This window comes from Desulfovibrio sp. JC010, from assembly GCF_010470675.1.
Classification (GTDB): domain Bacteria; phylum Desulfobacterota; class Desulfovibrionia; order Desulfovibrionales; family Desulfovibrionaceae; genus Maridesulfovibrio.
Map to the genome: position 1 here is coordinate 70562 of NZ_VOIQ01000001.1, position 20636 is coordinate 91197.

Consider the following 20636-nt stretch of genomic DNA (forward strand, 5'->3'; position numbering starts at 1 on the left):
ATTTATTTTTAACACGGGCGCTACTATGCATAAAAATTATTTCGGTGCACGGCTTCAGGAAGATGGTAATTGCTCTTTTAGAATCTTTGCCCCTCACGCCCAAGAGGTTAAAATAAAAATACAAAGTCAGCAGGATAGGGTGGAAAAACTGACTCCGTACAAATACGGTTTTCATGAAACCACCCTTGAAAAAATCCATCCCGGAGACCTTTATTCCTTTGCTCTCGACGGAGGGCCGGAAATGCCGGACCCGGCATCACAATGGCAGCCCGCAGGGATGGGTGAAGCGTCAACGATCATAAGCCATCATTTTTTTGACTGGGAACGGGACAATTTTGCCGGCCTGCCCATGAGCGAAATGATTATTTATGAAGCACATGTCGCCACCTTCAGCCCTGAACAGAATTTCACAGGACTGACCTCACGGCTGGCCCACCTGAAAGAACTGGGAATAAACACCCTGCAACTCATGCCCGTGGCCCAGTTTTCAACTGCACACGGCTGGGGCTACGATACTGTTTACCCCTACGCTGTGCACAGCAGCTACGGTAAACCAGATGAACTGAAAAAACTGGTCAGAGAGTGCCATCGCAATGGTATCGCGGTAATTCTGGATGTTTCCTTCGGCAACCTGATCCCGGTAGACCGTCTTGCTCCGGCCTACGCTCCTTTTTTCAGCGACAAATACAACGCCCCCAAAGGCCGCGCCCTGAACTTTGACGAAAAGTACAGTTACGGAGTCCGCGAATTTTATATCCAGTGCGCCCTTTCATGGCTGCATGACTACCGGGTGGACGGATTGCGCATCAAGGATGCCGACATGATTTTTGATCAGACTCCGGTCCATTTTCTGGAAGAACTCTCGTCCCGCATCAAATCGTTTGCCGTGGCAAACAACCGTACCTGCGTGCTTATCACCGGCGACAAACGCAATGCCCTGCGTCCGGTAATGGCCCCGGAACAAGGAGGCTACGGTCTCGATGCCCTCTACAACGATGACTTCTATTGTGCCTTGCAAAACCGCATAACCGGGAACAGCGAAGGCCATTTCAAAGACTACTCCGACCCGGACCGCATGGTTTCGGCCATGCAATACGGCTTTGCATATCGCGGCGAAGTCTCCGACCACTACCTCAGGCTTCAGGGACGCAGTCAAGCTGAACTGCGCGGCTGCAAATTCGTGGTTTATTCACAGGGGCATGATGAAAACGACGGGCAAAAATCCAAGTGCCGCATCATCGAAAAAGCCGGATTCGAAGCCGCAAAACTCAGTGCCGGAGCCACCCTGCTCTCACCATACGTGCCTATGATTTTCATGGGCGAGGAATATGGCGAGACCGCACCGTTCAATTTTTTCGATGGCTATGAAAATAAATCCGCCATGGATGAATGCAGACTGAACTGGATGAACATTGAAGACGGACAGGGGAAAGCCATGCTGGCCCTGTACCGCAAGCTGCTCAAGGTACGCAAAGAGCATCCCACAATCCACGAGCCCTGCCGCAGCAGATGTCAGGTACAGGAAATAGCTCCGGGTGTTATCCTCATCTTCAGGAACCCCACTTCCGGTGACCGCAAATACGCCGCCGTTGTCTTCAATTTCGGCACCAAAGAAGCGGAATGCAGCGTAGCCCGCCACCTGCCGGACGGAGTCTGGACCACGGAAATATACAGCGCGGGCAGTCCTTACGCCGGAACCGCAGCCGCCCTGCCGGGAATCCTGCCGCAGGACGGATCGATCAGCATTGCCGGAAAATCCTTTGCCCTTTTCCTGTATTCCGAGCTGATGGTCCGGGCCGAAGATATTTCAATCAGGTAAAAACATCGCTGCCGGACATCTCCCCTCTTGCCCTGCTTTATGATAATGTTAAAGTCAGTAAATGATTTCAGCATATTTTGCAGAGTAAACAGGAGATCTCCCCATGAAACGTTCCAGCGGCGTATTATTGCATTTCACTTCCCTGCCTTCCCGGTTCGGCGTCGGCGACCTCGGCCCGGCTGCCTATGATTTCGCGGACTTTCTGGCCGAAGCCGGGCAGCGGTTCTGGCAGGTGCTGCCTATCACCCCCACAGCCCCGGATCTCTGCAATTCCCCATATTCCGGCTTTTCAGCTTTTGCGGCCAATCCGCTGCTGATCAGCCCGGAGCTGATGGTGGAACACGGACTCCTCGAATACGAGGACATTCTCCGCCACACCCAACCGGAATCAGACAAAGCTGATTTCGACACGGCCGGACAGGTCAAGGAAGAGCTGCTGCGTAAAGCCTTTTCAAAAGTAGCCAACACCCTGCTTGATGACGTGGTATTCAACCAGTTCATCTGGGACAACATGCACTGGGTAAATGATTTCGCCCTGTTCACCGCCCTGAAAAAACACTTCAAAGGTGAAAGCTGGCTCAACTGGCCGGATGATATCCGCAACCGTACCGAAGACGGCTTGCGCCACTGGGGTGAAAAGCTTTACCGCGAAATCCTTTACGTAAAATTCTGCCAGTGGACCTTCTTCCGCCAGTGGGGGCAGCTCAAGGATCATCTTGATGAAATCGGGGTGGAACTTATCGGAGATGTGCCCATTTACGTGACTCACGATAGTGCCGATGTCTGGGCCAACCGGAGAATTTTCAAGCTGGACGAGCAAGGCGAAGCATATTGCGTGGCCGGAGTTCCGCCGGACTACTTCAGTGAGGACGGCCAGCTCTGGGGCAACCCGGTCTACAATTGGGAAGTGCTCCAAAGCGACGGCTTCGGCTGGTGGATCAGCCGTATGAAGCACAATCTCGGCCTTTACCACTGGGTGCGACTCGACCATTTTCGAGGTTTTTCGGCCTACTGGGAAGTTCCCGCCGATGCTGAAACAGCCATCGAAGGCTACTGGGTACCCGCGCCCGGCCACCAGCTATTTGAAAAGCTCACTGACGAAATTGGATGCCTGCGGGTAATTGCTGAAGACCTTGGTCACATCACCCCGGACGTCATCTGGCTCAAAGACCGTTTCCAGCTGCCGGGTATGAACATCCTGCAATTTTCCTTCGGCGATGACATCGGCTATTGCGGCGATGCCCTGCACAATCATAAACGAAATTCCGTAGTCTACACCGGAACCCACGACAACAACACCAACCGGGGCTGGTTCCTTGACGACGCGGACGAAATCAGCCGCAAGAATCTGCTTGCCTATCTAGGTTACAACTGGATCGACGATGCCAAGATTTCATGGGAGTTGATCCGGCTGCTCATGTCCAGCGTAGGTTGCCTGTGCGTCATTCAAGCGCAGGATCTGCTCAGCCTCGACGGAAGCGCACGCATGAACATTCCCGGAGAAGCTGACGGCAACTGGGGCTGGAAGCTTACCCCCGGCCAGTTGACCCCGCTCATCCGTGAGCGATTAGGTGAAATGACAGAACTTTTCGGGCGGACCAGTAAAATTGATTAATTTCAGTACGGAAAATCTCCGATATTTTTAGACTTTTTATAGCGTTATAAAATTGTCTCTCCTCCGTAACAGGAATGCGATTTTTTCCGGGACCGGGAGACGTATAAGCCTCACAGTCAAAGGATTTAATAATCAATTCCACAACTGAAGTCGGAGGTTTATTATGAATTCTTCTCAGAGGACCAGCATCAGAAAACATCTTGAAGAAAAGCTTGCTGAACTCATCCAACGCACTCAGGCCCGTGACACTGCCGTTGAAAGCTGCGCAGACGATAACGAATACGCGTCCCGCATCAGCGAACAAAAAATCAACCTTGCGCTGCACGTGCGTGAAGCTGAACTGATCACAGCACTTGAAGAAACTCTCGGACGTGTCGATCACTGGGATTTCGGTATCTGCGAAGATTGCGGTAAAGAAATCGCCATCGCCCGCATCAAAGCCAACCCGACCACCCGCTTCTGCGTGTCCTGCCAGTCACGCATGGAAGAAGACCAGCTCGGCCGCGTTGGATAAAGAATGCCTCCGGCGGTGCTACCGCGGGTCCCTCCGGGGGCCAAAGAACCCTTTTGCAAAAGGGTTCTCTGGACACTCCCAAAACCTTTTATTTGGCTTCGCCGCTGGTAACTTAAAAAAATTCCCTTTATCGGGCTTGAGGAAAAGGATAGTTATCTATCCATGTCATCAAGCTTGAAAATATCTGTCATCATTCCGGTGTATGATGAGGCGGAGACTATTCGCTCCTGCATCGCGAATGTGCAGGAATGTTGCGGGGAAAATTCTGAGATAATAATCGTCGACGGTTCCGCTGACGAGTCCACCCTGTCCGCTGTTGACGATGACGGGGTGATGCTGCTTGCATCGCCTCCCGGACGTGCGGTCCAGATGAATTGCGGCGCGCAAAAAGCCGCAGGTGATATCCTGCTCTTTCTGCATGCCGACACCACCCTGCCGCCCGCTGCGGGCAGCCTTGTCCGCAAAGCACTTAGCGCGCCTTGCGCCACTGCCGGTGCATTCAAACTCAGCTTCGACGCTCCCTCACGGACCATAAAAGTTATCGCTTTTCTCGCCGACCTGCGTTGCCGCGTTGAGCGCGTCCCCTACGGGGATCAGGCCATTTTTATTTCCAAATCCAAATTTCACGAACTCGGCGGATTCCCTGAAATACAGCTCATGGAAGATGTTGAATTTTTCCAGAACATCAAAAGAAGACGGCTGGAAATCATCATCCTCAAAGAATCCATCAGCACTTCCGCCCGCCGCTATCTGGCTACAGGTCCTTTGCGCTGCGGACTTCGCAATACTTTCCTGCGCTTGCTACACCTCTGCGGGGTAAAGCACGCCACACTTAAAAATATGTACCGCAGACGGGAAAAGCAATAATGAAATGCGCACTCATAGTTTTCGTTAAATTCCCGGAACCGGGCAAAGTCAAAACCCGTCTTGGAAAAGATATCGGCTATGAAAAAGCTGCCGAACTATACACAGCCTTTGTGGAAGATATGCTGGATAATCTTGACCAAGCCGGGCTCTACCCGGTCATCGCTTACGATCCATTTCAGCCTCTAGATAAATATCAGGAATGGCTTGGAGATAGAACTTACATATCTCAACAGGGAGCCGACCTCGGCCAACGCATGTTCAATGCCCTGCAATCCGCCTTCAACCTTAACTTTGATTCCTGCATCCTCACCGGAAGCGATTTGCCAGACCTCGACCCGCAATTAATTCTTCAAGCCCGCCAATCCATACAAAAATCCCCCGCCTGCATCGGACCTGCAAATGACGGGGGCTATTACCTGGTCGGTTTTCAGAAAGAATCTTTAACTGATTCCATCTTCAAAAATATGGAATGGAGCACGAAGAGAGTTTTTGGGACAACTATTTCCCGACTGGAAAAATTAGAGATTCAGCCAGCCATTCTTCCGGAGCATCAAGACATGGATACAATGGAAGATTTAGAAAGACTTCATAACAATCCCAGAACACAGACTTTATGTCCCAAGAGTTTTACTATCTTAAGGACAATATTGCCGCACTAGCTCAGTCCAAAACCAATAAAAGGTTTTGGGAGAGTCCAGAGAACCCTTTTGCAAAAGGGTTCTTTGGCCCCCGGAGGGACTCCCGGTAGGGCCGCCGGAGGCTAATCTATCTAATACTCTACAATATTCAAGCGGTCTTCATTAGAATCTTTACGGCGGGTGAAGCGCAGACGGTCGCAGCCGAGATCGTCTAATACTTCTATATCCCAGTTCCCGCCTGAGCCGAATCCGCTGATGATTTCCTCACGGATGTTGAGCCGTACCTGAAATTCCACAACCGGATTGGAAGTGGTATCCAGATGGTTCACGATGATGGGCACGAGGCCGCAGGTAACGCCTTTGAGATCAACAAATTTACTGTCTTCCATTTTATTTTCCAACGCAAAAATTTTCAAAAATTGAGTTCAAAACTTCCTGCGGAGTGATCTCCCCGGTTATTTCGGAAAGGGCACTGCAGGCCGATTCAAGACGCACGCCGAGCAGATCGTAAGGAACCTGCATTTCAATGTCACCCATAAGCTCCTCAAGCTCCGCATGAGCCTTCTTGAGGGTGGCAGCCTGACGCGAGTTGGGCACCAGCTCGTCGGGATCTGGTTCGCCTGCTCCTTTGAGAATATGCTCACGGATCAGTGCGGCCAAACGCTCAATACCTTGGCCCTTTTTGGCCGAAATTTCAACAACCTCATACCCGGCATCACGCATGATTTCTGCAGGGGCCGGAGCAGCCTGATCAAGATCGGACTTGTTGATTACTGCCAGACACTTGGCAGACATATCAGCAAATTGCGGGTCAAGATCAGCTAGGGCAAAAGGCTTGGAACCGTCAATGATGAGTAGCACCAAATCTGCTTGGGCAGCCAGATCGCGGCCCATGTCCAGACCGGCCTGCTCCACGGCATCGGAGGTTTCGCGCAAACCGGCAGTATCGACCACGCGAACCTGCAAACCGTCAAGATTCAGGGTTTCCTCAATAAAATCACGGGTGGTGCCGGGAATATCGGTGACAATGGCCCGGTTGCGTCCGAGCAGGGCGTTAAGCAGGCTGGATTTCCCGGCATTGACCTTGCCGGAAAGAACGGCCAACCCGCCCTCACGCCATGCTTTGGTGCGCTCCACGCCGGAAAGGATTTCAGCGATATTTTTCGCTGCATCCCCTACTTCTGACTGCATCTGCTCAAGAGGCAGACATTCAAGCTCGTCTTCGGGAAAATCAACAGCCACGCAAAGCTGGGCCCGAAGCTCCTCAAGACGGGCGCGAAGTCCGCTAATCCGTTCGCCGAGCACACCGGAAAGCTTAACCTTGGCCAGCTGGGCTGCACCACGTGAGGGGGCGTGGATCATTTCAGCGACAGCCTCGGCCTGAGTGAGGTCCATACGTCCGTTGAGGAAAGCCCGCAAGGTGAATTCGCCAGCGTTAGCCAGTCGTGCGCCTCTGGAAAGCACTTCACCGAGAACGGCAGAGAGAATAGCCCGCCCGCCATGGCAGTTCAGCTCCACGGTATCTTCTCCGGTGTAGGAATTGGGACCGGGCATGAATACAGCCAGCACGTCATCAATCTCTACAGATTCGGAGTCATGGATAGTACCGTAATGCATGGTGTAAGGCTTGAATCCGAAAAAAGAATCTTTGGCCGGACGAAAAATATCATTGGCTATGGACAGGGCCTTTCCTCCGCTGATGCGGATAATCCCTACCCCGCCGTCACCCGGAGGAGTGGCGATTGCGGCAATGGTTCCGGTAGAAGTTATGGACATATGAATTCTCCCTGAAAGGATAAACCCCGCAGACCTGAGTCCACGGGGTTTTCAAAATCATTATTCACCGCGCGTGAACAATTAATAACGGTTGTAGCGCTCGCTGTTATAGTTAGTGCTGTTACCGTCTTTATTGCGGTCATTATTGCGGTCATTACGGCGATTGTTATTGTAGCGGGACTGACGGTTACCGAAGTTGTCGTCTCGCTGGTAACGGTTGCCGTAATTATCATCAAAAGGAGCCGGACGGTTGAATTCTTCGCGGTTGCCGAAGTTCTCGTCACGACTTCTGTTATTATAATTGTCGTTACGGTCATTGCGGCGACCGCGATTGTAATTGTCATTGCGGTCATTACGACGACCGCGATAATTGTCATTACGCTCGGTGCGTTCATTACGATCATTACGCTCAGTACGCTCGTTGCGACGACCACGGAAGTTGTCGTTGCGATCATTACGATCGTTGCGGCGGCCTCTGCTGCGGTCATTGGAGCGGGAATCGTAACGGTCATTTCCGCGGCTGTAATTATCGTTGCGTCTACCGGGACCTCCGCTGCGACTGCGACGGGGCAGGATCAGCACCCGCTTCATGGGGCCTTCACCCTTGCTGCGGGTATTGACGTGCTTGTCTTCCTGCAGGGCCATGTGCACAACCCTGCGGTGGTAAGAACTGAGAGGCTTGGTGGACTGAACACGTCCGGTATGCATGGCTTTATCGGCAAGATGCCAGGCCAGCTGACGCAGTTTTTCGTCCTGACGCTCACGGTAGTCGCCGGTGTCAATCTGCACACGCACGGAGGTCTGCAATTTCTTGGAGACCATACGGTTGCAGAGATATTGCAGAGAAGACAAAGTCTGTCCCTCGCGACCGATAATCAGGCCGGAGTTTTCTTCATCGTTAACCAGAACGTTGACGCGGTCTTCACCCACTTCAACTTCAAGGTTGGGCTTATCCTGAATGATGGGTTCAATCATCATTTCAAGGGCTTCACGCACAGCGGCGGCAATCTCTTCAGGATCACCTTCCATAATGCTGCGCGGTTCGCGGCGTTCACGCTGTTCTTCAGCGCGCTCTTCCCTGACTTCGTCCTGCGGAGCATCGGAGCTTTCAGCAACAGCCGGAGCCGGAGCATCTTCTCTTACAGCCACTTCGCTATCAGGTTTAACAGCAACTTCGCCTTCTTCCTTCACCGCTAAGTCAGCATCAGGCTTGACTGCGGGAACTTCAGGCTCAGTGCGCGGCGCGGGAGCATTTTCTTCTTTAGCAGCCGGAACCTGCTCTTCGCGGCGACGGTCACCTCTGGGTGCTCTCTGTTCAGATTCCCTTCTCTGCTGACGACCTCTTCCTCTTCTGGAATCATCGTTTGCAGAACGGTTGTCCGCGCTTCTATCACCGCCTCTGGGACGTGCTTTGACTTTAGCGTTTTTCTTGCCCACCAGACCGAAAACCCCGGTGGAACCTCCGCTGATAATCTCAATTTCAAGTTTGTCGCGATTCAGACCAAAATGATCACAGGCGGTATTGATCGCCTCGTCCAAATTCTTCCCCTGGAATTCCATGAATTCGCTCATTCTATCTCCTGATTGTTCTTCACTCCATTAAATACGATCAGCTTTTACGCGCTAATTCTTTACTTTGCGCATCATCATCCACTGCTGTGCAATTGAAAGTACGTTGTTCACCATCCAGTATACAACCAGCCCGGAGGGGAAGTTGAGGAACATGAAAGTAAACACGAGGGGCAGAAACATCATGATTTTCTGCTGGGTCGGGTCGCCTGCGGAAGGAGTCATCTTCTGCTGCAGGAACATAGTCGCACCCATCACGATAGGAGTGATGTAAAGCGGGTCTTTTGCCGAAAGGTCGGCCAGCCAGACAATATCAGTAAAAGGCAGGTAGTGGACAAAATCAGCATGCCTGAGGGCTACTGTTCCCATCAACGCCTTGTACAGTCCGAAAAATACAGGAATCTGCAGCACCATAGGCAGGCAACCGCCGGCCGGGTTGACATTGTATGTCTTGTAGAGCTGCATCATCTCTTTGTTAAGGGCTTCCCTGTCGTCGCCATGCTTCTCACGCAGCTTGGCCATCATGGGCTGCAGACGTTTCATCTGCTCCATGGACTTGTAGCTCTTGTGGGACAGGGGCCAGAAAATAATCTTGATTACGATGGTCAGCAGGATGATCGCGATACCGTAGTTGTGGGTATACTGGTGGAACCATTCAAGAGCCACAACAAGGGGCTTGGCGATGATATCAAACCAGCCGAAGTCAACAGCTTTGGAAAGTTCGCCGGGAACTTTAGCCATGAGCTGTGCATCCATAGGACCGAAATAGTAGGAACAGGCCAGCTTGCGCTCAATGTCCTTGTCCAAGGAAACATTCTGCTCTGCTGCGATGCGGAAAATATTATCCTGCAGTTTACCCTTCATGGTCACGGAATCGGCACCGGGAACAAGGGCAAGGATAAAGTAGTTGGAATCAATGGCCGCCCATTCGATCTGGCCGGATTCGCTCACGCCGGTTTCGGTAAGTTCCTCGCGGTCATTTTCCTCGACCAGACCTTCAGCATTGTACCATGCGATTCTGGTGGGGTTGTAGCGATCGTCTTCCGCGGTCAGGCTTTTGGTGGCGGTGGTAAATGCGACGCGTCCCATGCCGCTGGGATTGGATTTGTTGATAACCCTCACATCTTCATCGATGAGGTAGTTGTCGGCATGGAAAGTGAGACGACGCTCAACTCTGAAGCCTTCTACATCGCCACGGAAAATAAGTGTGCCGAGCTTGTCGCCCTCGAGACTGAGGTTTCCGCCCTCATAACCCCAGACACCGTTTACCCAGGTGGGGATGCCGTTGACGATCAGTCCCATGGGAGCTTTGTTCAGGGCATTGGCACCGACCATGTCCACATTGGAGGAATCGGCATCAATGGTTGCCTTGAATTTTTTCAGCTCGAAGCTTTCAAGAAGTCCGCCCTGTGAGTTGATCACAGCGGAATAGAGGGGGGTGTCCACAGTGAGTTTTGTTCCTTTGGCGGAAACAATGGCACTTGTGGAAGCGGGATCAGGCAGCTGGTTTGACTCAGGCCCGGCGACAATGGAATCAACGGCCTGATTTGGTTGAGCGGTTTGCTCCTGCTGGGCAGGCGCGGGCTGCTGCGGCTGGGGAGGGAAAAGGAACTGCCAGCCGAGAAGAACTGCAAACGAAAGGGCTACAGCCAAAATAACGCGTTTATTTTCCATGTCTTTTTTTTCTCACTAAAAATTGGTCCCTCAGATCAAGCCGGGACTGCGCGGTGGTACTTTTTTATGGGCGGGAACGGGATCATATCCGCCCTTGCATAGCGGATTACAACGCATCAGACGCCACAAAGCATACATCCCTCCTTTCAGTACTCCATGAAGGGATATAGCCTCTATGGCGTATTGCGAGCAGGTTGGATGAAAGCGGCAACACCCCGGAAACAACGGGGATATAAACTTCTGATAAAAGCGTATCGGATAAAGAAACAGAGTCCGCATTCCCTGATTTCTCACTACTCCCCCTCTGCAAAAAGCTTGTTAATCTTTCCGATCATCGGGAGAAGTTCTTTTTCGGCAAGGGCATAGGTTATGGTCCTGCCGTCCAGCGCGCGCTTGGGCACAATGATAATGTCCGCACGCACCTGAAAATTTTCCTGATTGAGCCTGAAGAAACTGCGCAGAATCCTTTTAATCCGGTTTCTGACTACCGCAGGCCCTTTCTTTCTGCTCACGGTAAGGCCCAAACGGACCCCGCCGGGGCCGCTACCATGACACAGCACAAAGAGTATAAAACTCCTTGTGAAGAGCTTTTTTCCCTGCTCATAGCAGAGATCAAATTCAGGCTTTCTGAGGAGCTTATGCTCCTTTGTCCAACTTAAACGGCTAATCTTTTGCGACCCTTTGCACGACGTCTTGCGATAACTGCACGACCGTTTTTGCTGCGGGAGCGAACGAGAAAACCGTGGGTTCTTTTTCTTCTGCATTTACTGGGCTGGTAAGTTCTTTTCATTTTCTATTTCTCCAAAAATTAATAACGTTATAAAGCCGGGCAACAAAATTCCGGCTACGAGGAACGGGAACATATATCCCTAACTTCTGGTATCGTCAAGAAATGTTTTCAATGTGACCGTGCAGCTAAGTGCTTTTAATCTCACTCTGAATAATCTATGCTGCTGCAAAACGAAAACAAGTCCGCATAACCCGATGCGGCCATACTGTCAAAGTTAATTCATACATAATGCTGACGAGAATCGCTATTCAGTAGTCTAGACTTATCACGTACGCATTTTTTTTTCACCGCTTTTTTCACACATTTTCAAGCGGCAACATTTTAACAGCTCCACTCCCATGGGCTGAAATAATTTCAAGGAGAAACCAATGAAACCCGTACAAACATTCTGGGACATCAAACTTGGTGAAATAAAAGAAGTCTTCGAAGATAACGGCTACGAGACTTCCGTAGTCAAAAGCCAGAAAGCAGCGGCTTCACTCGTTCTGGATAAAATCATCCCCAAGCTGAAACCCAAATCCATCAGCTTCGGCGGTTCCATGACCGTGGTTGATTCCGGCATCTACGATCAGGTCAAAAAACTTCAGAAGGTAAAGGTAATCGACACCTACGACACCCAGCCGCCCATGGCTGAAAAAATCGAACGCCGCCGTCAGGCCCTGCTGACCGACCTGTTCATCACCAGCGCCAACGCTTTCACCGAAGAAGGCGAGCTGGTCAACCTCGACGGCACCGGAAACCGTGTGGCCGCCATGGCTTTCGGTCCCCGCAACGTCATCGTACTCGTGGGTCGCAACAAGCTTTGTCCCGACCTCGACGCCGCTGTCAGCCGCGTGAAAGAATACGCCGCCCCGGTCAATGCCATGCGCCTCAAGCGCAAGACTCCCTGCGCAGTTACCGGTAAGTGTCAGGACTGTAATTCCAAGGACCGGATTTGTAATGTCTGGGCTATTACTGAAAAGTCCTCGCCCAAAGGCCGTATCCACGTAGTATTTATTAATGAAGATCTGGGATTCTAATTAGTTGCCTTCGGCGTCCAGAGGGGGAAACCCTTTTGCAAAAGGGTTTCCCCCTCTGGACTCCCCCTTCCCAAAACCTTTTAATTTGCTTCGCCGCTTTCTCTTTAAATATTTTGCAAAATTTCGAGATCCTACCTTGAGCAAGAAAATTCACACAGATCATACCCGTGGCTATCGCGACAGCATTGCCTCATCTGAAAACGAAACATCATTTCAGGTTATTGTTGAGCAGACTGATTTATTTATTGTTGCGGAGCAGGATTTAAGTAAGCAGGCCCTTGATGCAATTCACGAAATCAGGGGGATTCTGCAAGCTCATTTTGTACTTAATCCTGATTTCGCCACCAGCCTTGTCCCTGTTGCCGTGCCTGAGAATGTTCATCCGGTAATCAAGGCCATGGCCGACGGTGCACTCGCCTGCGGAGTCGGTCCTATGGCTGCCGTTGCCGGAGCTGTGGCCCAGTATGTAGCGGAAAAGCTGCTGCAGTTTTCTTCTAATGTCATTGTTGAGAACGGCGGCGATATTTACATGCACTCCACTCGCCAACGAAAAATCGGGTTGCTTTCCGAGCCTGATTCAGGGACCAGAATCGGACTGGCTGTGGAAGCAGAAGACTTTCCTCTTTCCATCTGTTCCTCCTCAGGGACTATCGGACATTCCTTAAGTCTCGGCAGCGGTGATCTGGTCACTGTCCGCGCTCAAGACGCACGATTTGCGGACGCCGCAGCCACCTCACTCGCCAACCTGCTCAAATCCCCTGCCGATGTTCCACTGGTCATAGAAAAAGCCCGCGCTCTTTCAGAACACGGGCTTGATGGTGTTTTCGTACAGTACGATTCAAAAATCGGAGCATGGGGCGATCTGGAACTATTAGCACTCTAAAAAACTTCAGTCATTTAGAACTCAAAGCTGCGAAGCATAATAAAAGTTTTTGAAGAGTCCAGAGAAACTTTTTCCAAAAAGTTTCTTTGGCCGCCGGAGGCGAAATCCTATCATTAAAAATGCCAAGCGCATCAAATTAATGACTTACAGCACGCTCAATAGCCATAAACGGCGGGCCGTTGTTATCCTCACGGCTTTTGTAGAGGGCCATGCGATATCCGAATGAAATATAAAGCGGCCCGGAATCAAGCTGCTCCGGCCTCAGTTCGAAATCAAAGGGAATGCCCTTGCCTTCCTCAAGCTTTTCCGGGGAAAAGACCTGCAAGCCCTGCGCTAATACCTCGCCGTCCATATCGGACAGATAACCCTGAATCCAGAGTTCCCCGATCCAGCCGGCCCACATGGGCACGCTGTTCTTTTTCACGTAGGCCATGCCCCGCAACCCGAAACTGTCCTTGCGCGGCACAATTTCATAATCAAAAGTCATGAACTCCATCTGCATGGTCCGCGGAGTCTCCAGCTTCCATGACTGACGCTTGAGATGCGACACTCCCAGATGGGCACAGCCGGACACAGCAAAAAGCAGAAACAGCAATCCTGCACAAACAACGGGCTTTAAAATTTTCATTAAATTCTCCTAACCGACCCCGGCTAGAGTTTGGATTCCACGGATTTCACCTTACCGTGCAGCCTGTCCACCGCACCTTTGCGGCAGTCGGCTTTCATCAACATATAAATGCGCTCGCAATCAGTTTCAAGGGCCTGATAACATTTTGTTACCACAGCCATGACCTCATTCCACTCCCCTTCAATGCAGGTACCCATGGGACCGAGCTGGCAGGGCAGCCCGCATTCGCGAATAATTTTCACAACCCGTGCCACATAAGGGCTGACGCTTTCGCCTTTGTCTGTAGGAAAAATTGTAAGTTCAACAAGAACACTCATCTCCTGATTCTCCATACACGTTGACACTGCTCGTCAACTCATTATAAGTTCGGCCTCCCGAATATTGACACTTAAATTACCCGCTATAAATTTTACAAGGAGTAAAATCACATGGGTGAATATTATATGCCTGCGGAAAACGAAGGTAAATTTAATCAATTGATGACCTGGATCAAGGACAAAAAGCGTCCCCGTCCCTCATTTCCGCGCGCCATCCAAATTCAGACTACAAGCTACTGTAATGCCATGTGTTTATTCTGCGGCTGGAAACACACACATAATACACAGCCTCAGGGCCATATGGAAGATGATCTTTTCAAAAAAATCATCGATGAGACCAGCCGGCATTTCATCGGCCGGGTCAGCCCATACTTAATGAATGAACCGCTCATGGATAAAAAGCTGCCTGAACGCATTGCTTACATAGAGAAAAATAAAAAGCCCTTTACCAAGACCAAGATCAATACCAACGGCGCGCTGCTCACCGAAGATATGAGTGAAAGACTCATCGATTCCGGCCTGCGACACCTATGGGTTTCCGTACAGGGCTACTCTGCCGAGACCTATACGGAGTCCATGGGCATCAAGAAATTCAACATTCTCGATAACATCGACAGATTTCTCGATATCCGGGACAAAAAAGGTGCTAAACGCCCCAAACTGTCCATCACCACCCTTGATACCACCATCGTTCACGATGAGCTGGAATACGCTAAAAAGCATTGGGCCAAACGTGATGTCACTTTCAAAATCCACAATGTCGACAACCGCGCAGGAGACGACATCAGTGAACTCAGAACTCACAAGCCCAAGGTCAAACGCAACTGTGATCTCTTCCTCAAGCAGGCTTATGTACTCTTCAACGGGGATGTGATCATCTGTTGTCACGACTGGCGCAGGACCGTGGTTCTCGGCAACCTCTACAAGAATACCCTGAAGGAAATCTGGAACTCGGATCATTTTATTTCCCTGATCCGCCAGTATTATGCCGGAGATTTCACAAATTTAAAAATCTGTAAGACCTGCACAGGTTAATAATCAAGATTAATACCTGTTTATGCGTGGCAGAATTAATTAAACACTGCACATAATCAAAACATAGCCAGAGGGAAGCATGCCCCTAAGCGAAACAGAAGGAAAAGACTGGATTTTTAAGAGATTTTACACTCTTGCCCAGATGAAAACAATCAATTCCGTTCTGGATATAGGTCCCGGCTGCGGAACGTACTCTGACCTTTTGCGGGAGCATGCCCCCGATGTGTACTGGACCGGCGTAGAAATATGGGGTCCATACATAAAAGAATACAATCTGGAACAGAAATATGACCAGATTATTGTGGCCGACTTGCGCTACCTTGATTATTCCAAAATCAAACATCCGGACTGCATAATAGCCGGTGATGTTCTGGAACACATAAGTGAAGATGAGATGCGTGAGATTTTGTTGGAACTTCTGCGAATAACAAAGGTAATCTTTGTCTCAATACCGATAGTACACATGCCGCAGGACGAGTGGGGAGGAAATCCCTTTGAAAAACATGTGGAAGACTCATACACCCACGAGAGACTCATGGAGATATTGCCTAGTGTCTGCGACTTTCGTCAGGGAAACAGAATCGGCACTTACATATTAAGCAGGGACGTTCAAACACGCAACATATTAAAACAACTAAACAAAACTCAACAATAAAAAATGGCCGACACTTAGGTGTCGGCCATTTCTATTTTCAGCCCATACGCCTTTGTAATAAAATAAAATCCGCCACGGTGAGCATGGCCATGGATTTGAGCACCGGAACAATACGCGGAATGGCACAGATATCATGTCTGCCGCCGATCTTGATTTCTGTAGGCTTGCCGTCACGGTCAACGGTCTGCTGCGGCTTGCTGATGGACGGGATGGGTTTTACGTATGCACGCACAATAATATCCTGCCCGCTGGAAATTCCGCCCAGTATGCCGCCCGCATTGTTGCTGTGAAAACCATTCCCATCCATAAAATCATTATTATCACTGCCCAGCATGTCTGCAGCCTCAAACCCGGAACCGATTTCAACGCCCTTCACAGCCCCTACTGACATGAGCGCGTAAGCCAGACGGGCATCGATCTTATCAAAAACAGGCTCGCCCAGTCCGGCCGGTACGTTTTTGATGCACACTTCTACCACTCCGCCGAGGGTATCCCCCTGTGAACGGACTTCCTTGACCCGCTCTTCCCAGCGGGGAATGACCTCAGGATCGGCAGCAAAAAACGGGGTTTCATAAGCTTTTGCCGGATCTTTAACTTCAGCATCTATGCCGCCGATACGCACAGTGTATGCCTGACAGGAAATTTCCTGCTGGCGCAAGAACTCCTGTGCCACCGCCCCTCCGGCTACGCGCGATACTGTCTCACGGCCGGATGAACGCCCGCCGCCACGGTAATCACGAAAACCGTACTTAGCGTCAAAGGTGCAGTCGGCATGGCCGGGCCGATAAACATTCATGATTTTGGAATAGTCACGGGAACGCTGGTCGGTATTTTCAATATGAAATCCGATGGAAGTCCCGGTGGTGCGCCCTTCAAAGACCCCGGAAAGAATTTTGACCCGGTCGGCCTCTTTACGGGCGGTGGAGGCGATGCCCTGTCCGGGCTTGCGGCGGTCCAGCTCCAGCTGGATAATTTCCTCGCTGAGTTCGATGCCCGCCGGGCAGCCGTCAATAACCCCGCCAAGTCCGGGACCGTGGGATTCACCGTAAGTGGTCAATTTGAAAATCTGGCCGAATGTATTGCCGCTCATATTATTTATCTCCTTTGCTGCCTTGGTAACTTTCTAGAATTGTGTGGCATATTTCTTCAATGGTTCCTGCTCCGTCCGCAACCAGACTTGCGCACCCGGAATAAAGTTCTTCCCGCGCTTCCAGCACTTCCCGGATCTCATCCACAATGGACTTTCCGGTAAGCGACGGACGCTGATCGTGGTTTGGATCAAGCTGCAGACGATTGGCGAGGGTCTGCACATCCGTCTTGATATAGACAGTAAAACTGCTGCCCAGCACTAGTCTGTTTTCCTCGCGGAGCACGATGCCGCCGCCGCAGGAAATAACCGCACCGTCTTTTTCCGACAATTCACGAAGCACTTGCGCTTCCAGATCACGGAAGGAATCCCAGCCGTTCTTTTCAACAAACTCTGCAATTTCGCAGCCGGCTTTCCGGACCAAAACTTCGTCGCTGTCGAAAAAATCAAGCCGCAGCTTACGGGCAAGCAGCTTTCCCACGCTGGTCTTGCCACAGGCTCTGGGACCTATCAGGTAAATATTGGATGGCATAATAACCCCGATGATATTCGGATGTAAAAAGAGTTTAATTTGTCCGGCACATTTAGTACAAACAAATTTATACAATGATTAAAAAGAAATGACGACTGCACCGAAGTAAGGTGCGGGCAGAATTTTCAAGAAATAAAAGGTCACAGGCAGGACTGTGAAGAAACGGACTGAAAAGCAGTCTGCGGTTGAAGACAATTAACCGGAAAAACAGCAGGCTTGTCAAGCCTTGGAGACAACCATGCCACGATGCGCACACAAAGGACTGACCCTCATCCTCTTTATTTTGCTGTTCAGTTTTTCCACTACCCCGGAATCACAGGCAGAAACGGCCACTGAAACACTACTTAACATGGTCAATACCCTTGAAGCGGATATTCAGCACCAGGAACAGATTGTCACGGAGATCAACAAGAACAGCCCCTCCATGACAGCCAGATATGAACAGCGGCTGCATAAAGCGCAAGTCCGTATGGATCAGCTGAAGATGCTGCGTGGAATGGCCAAACAAACTCCGTGGTCCTACCGCACGGTTCTCATGCAGCTGCATGATCTGGGCTCATATGTGCGGCTGGCAAAAGCCGATCTGCTTATTGAAAAAAACAGACTGAAAAAAATAAAAGCCGGTTTTGACGTAATCAATGAAATTCATTTCAAAACAAAAATCACAGACCCTCTGCTCAAACAAAAACTCATTGAAACCAAAACTGAATACGAAAGAGTCCGCGACGATGCCTCTGCGGTGAAAAGAAATCTTGATGCAGAGCTTGAAAAGTCAGACCGGCTGATGGAGTACATAACAGAGGCAACCAAGGTCACTGAAAAATTCTATGCATCCACCCTGAAACGGTTTTACTTCCAGCCGCACCTGATTCTGTTTTTTCCACAGGCCTGGAAAGATATTTCATATTCATTTGCTGAATGGCAGGAAAGTTATACCAAATTTTATCACCCGCTCATTGTCTGGGTTGAATGGGGAAATTTCCTGCTCATCATGTCCGGCATAACTGTCTTTCTCTGGCTGACCCTGCGCTATCTGGTGAAAAAAATGCTGCGCCGCCCCATGTTCAGCAAGCATCAGCTTTCATTTTATAATAAAGGTTTGTTCCTGATCTCACTTGGCGCAGCAATCCTCTTTGCCCGCTTCTTCACCCTGTTTACCGCCAATCAGGTTACCGGGCTGGTCTGGACCGAGATCATCACCCTCGGGGCAATCATATGCACCCGCAATTTCCTCTGGGCGCGGGAAAAAGTTCAGCCCGCCCCGTTGATTTACACGCCCATGTTCATCCTCTGGAGCCTGATGACCGCCGGGGATATAATGCACATGCTGACCCTTCCGGCGGAATGCCTATCCGTAATCTGGTTTGTACTCAGCCTGAGCGGACTGGCCGCCCTGCACTTTAACCGCAGAAGATACGTACTTCCGATCACGCAGGCCACATCACAGGCAAACAAAGTAATACTCGGCAGCGGAGCACTGCTCACACTGGTCGGTTTCGGTACTCAGGCCATGATCCTGACCCAGATCTGGTTTCTCTTTCTGGTGACCATGAAAATATGCACTGCTCTGAAAACCATTATGATCACCGACCTGCCGCAGCCGGAATATCTGCCCCCGGAAGAAGAACCTGATGCTGAGCAGCAGGTAAAAATGGAACAGGCATACCGGCAGGCCCGGCACCATAACCAGATGGTCCAGCTCTTCTACCCGCTTTCCATTTCAATCATAATCTTCCTGTTTATCGGCTGGGCTACAGCCTATATGGGCGGCATTCCCTTTGCCCACTTTGTATTCCGGCATCTGGACATGAATATTGCCGGGGTGGATATATCGGTAAAAAACATCTCTTATATCCTGATCCTCTTTTTTGCCGCACGACTGGCCCTGTTTTGGCTCAAGTCATTTGTCAGCAATGCTTCCATTAACGGGCAGCGCATTGAATCGGCACTGGCCCACACCCTTTCCACCATCGGATCGTACATCGTCTGGGTGGTCTTCCTGCTGACCTCATTCTTCCTGCTGGGCATTCCCATGTCCGCTCTGACATGGATCGCCAGCGGCCTCTCCATCGGTATCGGTTTCGGCATGAAGGATATTGTCAGCAACTTTGTCAGCGGACTGATCATCCTCTTCGGCGGTTCCATAAAAAAAGGCGACACCCTGCAACACAAGAAGATTATCGGCACTGTGGCTGATGTCTCCATCCGCAACACCACCATCAAGGCGTTGGATAACAGCATGGTCATCATCCCCAACTCCAGCTTCCTGAAAGGGGAAATTGTCAACCTCAACTATCAGGACACCCGCATCAGGGCGACCATTCCCCTAACCCTTGTCCCCGGTTCAAAGGTCAAGAAAGCCAAGAAAATCATGATGAAAGTGGTTAAAAAGCATCCCAAGGTACTCAAAGATCCTGCCCCCAATATCCTTTTCAAAAGGTTCGGCACCTTAGGCCTTGATTTTGAGATACTTTTCTGGGTCAGCCACTTTGAGGATAAATTCCCCACGGAATCAGATATCGTGGATGAGCTTGACCAGAAATTCCAAGGCAAGAAAATCAAAGTCGCCTTCCGGGGAGTCAAGACCAAGTACAAACCTAAAGGCGACGAAGCGGCCCAGATTGCGGCCAGGCGAGAAGCACTCAAAGAAAAGCGAAAGCTGGTCAGCAAATGTTTCAGGTCGGCAGCACTGCGCAAGCACAGGTTTCTGAACAAAATCGAAATGGATAAGCCTGAATAAAAAAGGGGGATTGCCTGAGCAATCCCCCTTTCACTTTTCACTTTGATTCAACGGGATAATCGAACCTGTGCCACTGGTGCCAGCCCCCCAGAAGCGCGTTCACATTGCTGAAACCCAGCTTCTTCAACTTTCGCCCCACACGGGAGCTTGTGTATTCGCTGGGTCAGGCACAGTAGATGATGATCTCCGCATCCTTGGGCAGGTCGGCAGACCATTCCTTTTCCTTACCCGGCTTGCCGCGTATGGCGCCCTTGATCTTCAATTGGCTGCCCCGCCAGTCGGAACCGGAACGGGAATCTACCACCACAACCCCTTCCGACCCGAGCTTGCGTTCCAGATAATCCGCAGAAACCCGGAGAACATCTGCCGCATTTGCGCAGACAGGAAAGACCATGAAACTCGCCGCAGCAACAACAGCAACGGCAAGTAATATCAAACGGTTACCCATTATTACCTCCCGGTATTTTGATAAACAAAA

22 protein-coding genes are annotated in these 20636 nt (G+C 50.6%); 10 read left to right on the forward strand and 12 right to left on the reverse strand.

Features of this window, described 5'->3' with window-relative positions:
• The first annotated feature begins 25 nt into the window (after window positions 1-25).
• The 5 genes from FMR86_RS00330 (at window position 26) to FMR86_RS00350 (ending at window position 5474) form a co-directional block, all read left to right on the forward strand.
• Window positions 26-1819, forward strand: coding sequence for an alpha-amylase family glycosyl hydrolase (locus FMR86_RS00330; RefSeq protein WP_163349083.1), 1794 nt, complete (start codon window positions 26-28; stop codon window positions 1817-1819).
• A 103-nt stretch (window positions 1820-1922) separates the two neighbouring features.
• Window positions 1923-3434 (forward strand): 4-alpha-glucanotransferase, encoded by a 1512-nt coding sequence (gene malQ / locus FMR86_RS00335; RefSeq protein ID WP_163349084.1) that lies wholly within the window; start codon window positions 1923-1925, stop codon window positions 3432-3434.
• A 163-nt stretch (window positions 3435-3597) separates the two neighbouring features.
• Window positions 3598-3948, forward strand: coding sequence for a TraR/DksA family transcriptional regulator (locus FMR86_RS00340; RefSeq protein WP_163349085.1), 351 nt, complete (start codon window positions 3598-3600; stop codon window positions 3946-3948).
• A 162-nt stretch (window positions 3949-4110) separates the two neighbouring features.
• Window positions 4111-4815 (forward strand): TIGR04283 family arsenosugar biosynthesis glycosyltransferase, encoded by a 705-nt coding sequence (locus FMR86_RS00345; RefSeq protein ID WP_163349086.1) that lies wholly within the window; start codon window positions 4111-4113, stop codon window positions 4813-4815.
• Window positions 4815-5474 carry a TIGR04282 family arsenosugar biosynthesis glycosyltransferase gene (locus tag FMR86_RS00350; protein WP_163349087.1) on the forward strand — a complete coding sequence of 220 codons (660 nt, stop codon included), beginning with the start codon at window positions 4815-4817 and terminating at the stop codon, window positions 5472-5474. Before FMR86_RS00345 ends, FMR86_RS00350 begins: the two co-directional genes overlap by 1 nt.
• Window positions 5475-5584: 110 nt before the next feature.
• Here the strand turns inward: FMR86_RS00350 and FMR86_RS00355 are convergent, their stop codons facing one another.
• From FMR86_RS00355 to rpmH, 7 genes are all read right to left on the reverse strand, one after another.
• Complete coding sequence (locus FMR86_RS00355; protein WP_163349088.1) at window positions 5585-5842, reverse strand: hypothetical protein; 258 nt, start codon at window positions 5840-5842, stop codon at window positions 5585-5587.
• 1 nt (window position 5843) lies between these two features.
• A complete protein-coding gene (mnmE, locus tag FMR86_RS00360) occupies window positions 5844-7223 on the reverse strand; it encodes a tRNA uridine-5-carboxymethylaminomethyl(34) synthesis GTPase MnmE (RefSeq protein WP_373682442.1) in 1380 nt (459 codons plus the stop codon).
• A gap of 87 nt (window positions 7224-7310) precedes the next feature.
• Window positions 7311-8801, reverse strand: coding sequence for an RNA-binding cell elongation regulator Jag/EloR (gene jag, locus FMR86_RS00365; RefSeq protein ID WP_163349090.1), 1491 nt, complete (start codon window positions 8799-8801; stop codon window positions 7311-7313).
• A 51-nt stretch (window positions 8802-8852) separates the two neighbouring features.
• On the reverse strand, window positions 8853-10472 hold the full coding sequence (gene yidC / locus FMR86_RS00370; protein ID WP_163349091.1) for a membrane protein insertase YidC: 1620 nt from the start codon (window positions 10470-10472) through the stop codon (window positions 8853-8855).
• A gap of 30 nt (window positions 10473-10502) precedes the next feature.
• Window positions 10503-10751 carry a membrane protein insertion efficiency factor YidD gene (yidD, locus tag FMR86_RS00375; protein ID WP_163349444.1) on the reverse strand — a complete coding sequence of 83 codons (249 nt, stop codon included), beginning with the start codon at window positions 10749-10751 and terminating at the stop codon, window positions 10503-10505.
• Window positions 10752-10765: 14 nt separating this feature from the next.
• Window positions 10766-11140, reverse strand: coding sequence for a ribonuclease P protein component (rnpA, locus tag FMR86_RS20355; RefSeq protein WP_163349445.1), 375 nt, complete (start codon window positions 11138-11140; stop codon window positions 10766-10768).
• A complete protein-coding gene (gene rpmH, locus FMR86_RS00385) occupies window positions 11128-11262 on the reverse strand; it encodes a 50S ribosomal protein L34 (RefSeq protein ID WP_136674522.1) in 135 nt (44 codons plus the stop codon). The genes rnpA and rpmH overlap by 13 nt, the downstream gene beginning before the upstream one ends.
• Before the next feature lie 368 nt (window positions 11263-11630).
• Here rpmH and FMR86_RS00390 point away from each other — a divergent pair, with 368 nt between their 5' ends.
• Both FMR86_RS00390 and FMR86_RS00395 read left to right on the forward strand, forming a co-directional pair.
• Window positions 11631-12281: a lactate utilization protein gene (locus tag FMR86_RS00390; protein WP_163349092.1), complete on the forward strand. Its 651-nt coding sequence runs from the start codon at window positions 11631-11633 to the stop codon at window positions 12279-12281.
• Window positions 12282-12417: 136 nt separating this feature from the next.
• Window positions 12418-13164 (forward strand): UPF0280 family protein, encoded by a 747-nt coding sequence (locus FMR86_RS00395; RefSeq protein ID WP_163349093.1) that lies wholly within the window; start codon window positions 12418-12420, stop codon window positions 13162-13164.
• A gap of 136 nt (window positions 13165-13300) precedes the next feature.
• Here the strand turns inward: FMR86_RS00395 and FMR86_RS00400 are convergent, their stop codons facing one another.
• Together FMR86_RS00400 and FMR86_RS00405 are read right to left on the reverse strand one after the other, a co-directional pair.
• Entirely contained in the window at window positions 13301-13792 is a 492-nt protein-coding gene (locus FMR86_RS00400; protein ID WP_163349094.1) for a hypothetical protein, read from the reverse strand.
• A gap of 23 nt (window positions 13793-13815) precedes the next feature.
• A complete protein-coding gene (locus FMR86_RS00405; protein WP_163349095.1) occupies window positions 13816-14109 on the reverse strand; it encodes an MTH1187 family thiamine-binding protein in 294 nt (97 codons plus the stop codon).
• A 111-nt stretch (window positions 14110-14220) separates the two neighbouring features.
• On the opposite strand from FMR86_RS00405, the gene FMR86_RS00410 reads away from it, so the two are divergent.
• Window positions 14221-15144 carry a radical SAM/SPASM domain-containing protein gene (locus FMR86_RS00410; protein WP_163349096.1) on the forward strand — a complete coding sequence of 308 codons (924 nt, stop codon included), beginning with the start codon at window positions 14221-14223 and terminating at the stop codon, window positions 15142-15144.
• A 79-nt stretch (window positions 15145-15223) separates the two neighbouring features.
• Window positions 15224-15799 (forward strand): bifunctional 2-polyprenyl-6-hydroxyphenol methylase/3-demethylubiquinol 3-O-methyltransferase UbiG, encoded by a 576-nt coding sequence (locus FMR86_RS00415; protein ID WP_163349097.1) that lies wholly within the window; start codon window positions 15224-15226, stop codon window positions 15797-15799.
• Between the two features lie 37 nt (window positions 15800-15836).
• Here the strand turns inward: FMR86_RS00415 and aroC are convergent, their stop codons facing one another.
• Both aroC and aroL read right to left on the reverse strand, forming a co-directional pair.
• Window positions 15837-16889, reverse strand: a complete 1053-nt coding sequence (gene aroC / locus FMR86_RS00420; protein ID WP_163349098.1) for a chorismate synthase — start codon at window positions 16887-16889, stop codon at window positions 15837-15839.
• Between the two features lies 1 nt (window position 16890).
• Entirely contained in the window at window positions 16891-17418 is a 528-nt protein-coding gene (gene aroL / locus FMR86_RS00425) for a shikimate kinase AroL (RefSeq protein ID WP_163349099.1), read from the reverse strand.
• 238 nt (window positions 17419-17656) lie between these two features.
• Between aroL and FMR86_RS00430 the strand changes: the two genes are divergently transcribed.
• On the forward strand, window positions 17657-20158 hold the full coding sequence (locus FMR86_RS00430) for a mechanosensitive ion channel family protein (RefSeq protein WP_163349100.1): 2502 nt from the start codon (window positions 17657-17659) through the stop codon (window positions 20156-20158).
• A 37-nt stretch (window positions 20159-20195) separates the two neighbouring features.
• On the opposite strand, the gene FMR86_RS00435 is transcribed toward FMR86_RS00430, so the two are convergent.
• A complete protein-coding gene (locus FMR86_RS00435) occupies window positions 20196-20606 on the reverse strand; it encodes a rhodanese-related (seleno)protein (RefSeq protein ID WP_275406750.1) in 411 nt (136 codons plus the stop codon).
• Window positions 20607-20636 lie beyond the last annotated feature (30 nt).

Excerpts from the sequence above, each read along its gene's own strand:
- FMR86_RS00330 (WP_163349083.1), top strand. The coding sequence starts at position 26 with ATGCATAAAAATTATTTCGGTGCACGGCTTCAGGAAGATGGTAATTGC.
- malQ (WP_163349084.1), top strand. The coding sequence starts at position 1,923 with ATGAAACGTTCCAGCGGCGTATTATTGCATTTCACTTCCCTGCCTTCC.
- FMR86_RS00340 (WP_163349085.1), top strand. The coding sequence starts at position 3,598 with ATGAATTCTTCTCAGAGGACCAGCATCAGAAAACATCTTGAAGAAAAG.
- FMR86_RS00345 (WP_163349086.1), top strand. The coding sequence starts at position 4,111 with ATGTCATCAAGCTTGAAAATATCTGTCATCATTCCGGTGTATGATGAG.
- FMR86_RS00350 (WP_163349087.1), top strand. The coding sequence starts at position 4,815 with ATGAAATGCGCACTCATAGTTTTCGTTAAATTCCCGGAACCGGGCAAA.
- FMR86_RS00355 (WP_163349088.1), bottom strand. The coding sequence starts at position 5,842 with ATGGAAGACAGTAAATTTGTTGATCTCAAAGGCGTTACCTGCGGCCTC.
- jag (WP_163349090.1), bottom strand. The coding sequence starts at position 8,801 with ATGAGCGAATTCATGGAATTCCAGGGGAAGAATTTGGACGAGGCGATC.
- yidC (WP_163349091.1), bottom strand. The coding sequence starts at position 10,472 with ATGGAAAATAAACGCGTTATTTTGGCTGTAGCCCTTTCGTTTGCAGTT.
- yidD (WP_163349444.1), bottom strand. The coding sequence starts at position 10,751 with ATGCGGACTCTGTTTCTTTATCCGATACGCTTTTATCAGAAGTTTATA.
- rpmH (WP_136674522.1), bottom strand. The coding sequence starts at position 11,262 with ATGAAAAGAACTTACCAGCCCAGTAAATGCAGAAGAAAAAGAACCCAC.
- FMR86_RS00390 (WP_163349092.1), top strand. The coding sequence starts at position 11,631 with ATGAAACCCGTACAAACATTCTGGGACATCAAACTTGGTGAAATAAAA.
- FMR86_RS00400 (WP_163349094.1), bottom strand. The coding sequence starts at position 13,792 with ATGAAAATTTTAAAGCCCGTTGTTTGTGCAGGATTGCTGTTTCTGCTT.
- FMR86_RS00405 (WP_163349095.1), bottom strand. The coding sequence starts at position 14,109 with ATGAGTGTTCTTGTTGAACTTACAATTTTTCCTACAGACAAAGGCGAA.
- FMR86_RS00410 (WP_163349096.1), top strand. The coding sequence starts at position 14,221 with ATGGGTGAATATTATATGCCTGCGGAAAACGAAGGTAAATTTAATCAA.
- FMR86_RS00415 (WP_163349097.1), top strand. The coding sequence starts at position 15,224 with ATGCCCCTAAGCGAAACAGAAGGAAAAGACTGGATTTTTAAGAGATTT.
- aroC (WP_163349098.1), bottom strand. The coding sequence starts at position 16,889 with ATGAGCGGCAATACATTCGGCCAGATTTTCAAATTGACCACTTACGGT.
- aroL (WP_163349099.1), bottom strand. The coding sequence starts at position 17,418 with ATGCCATCCAATATTTACCTGATAGGTCCCAGAGCCTGTGGCAAGACC.
- FMR86_RS00430 (WP_163349100.1), top strand. The coding sequence starts at position 17,657 with ATGCCACGATGCGCACACAAAGGACTGACCCTCATCCTCTTTATTTTG.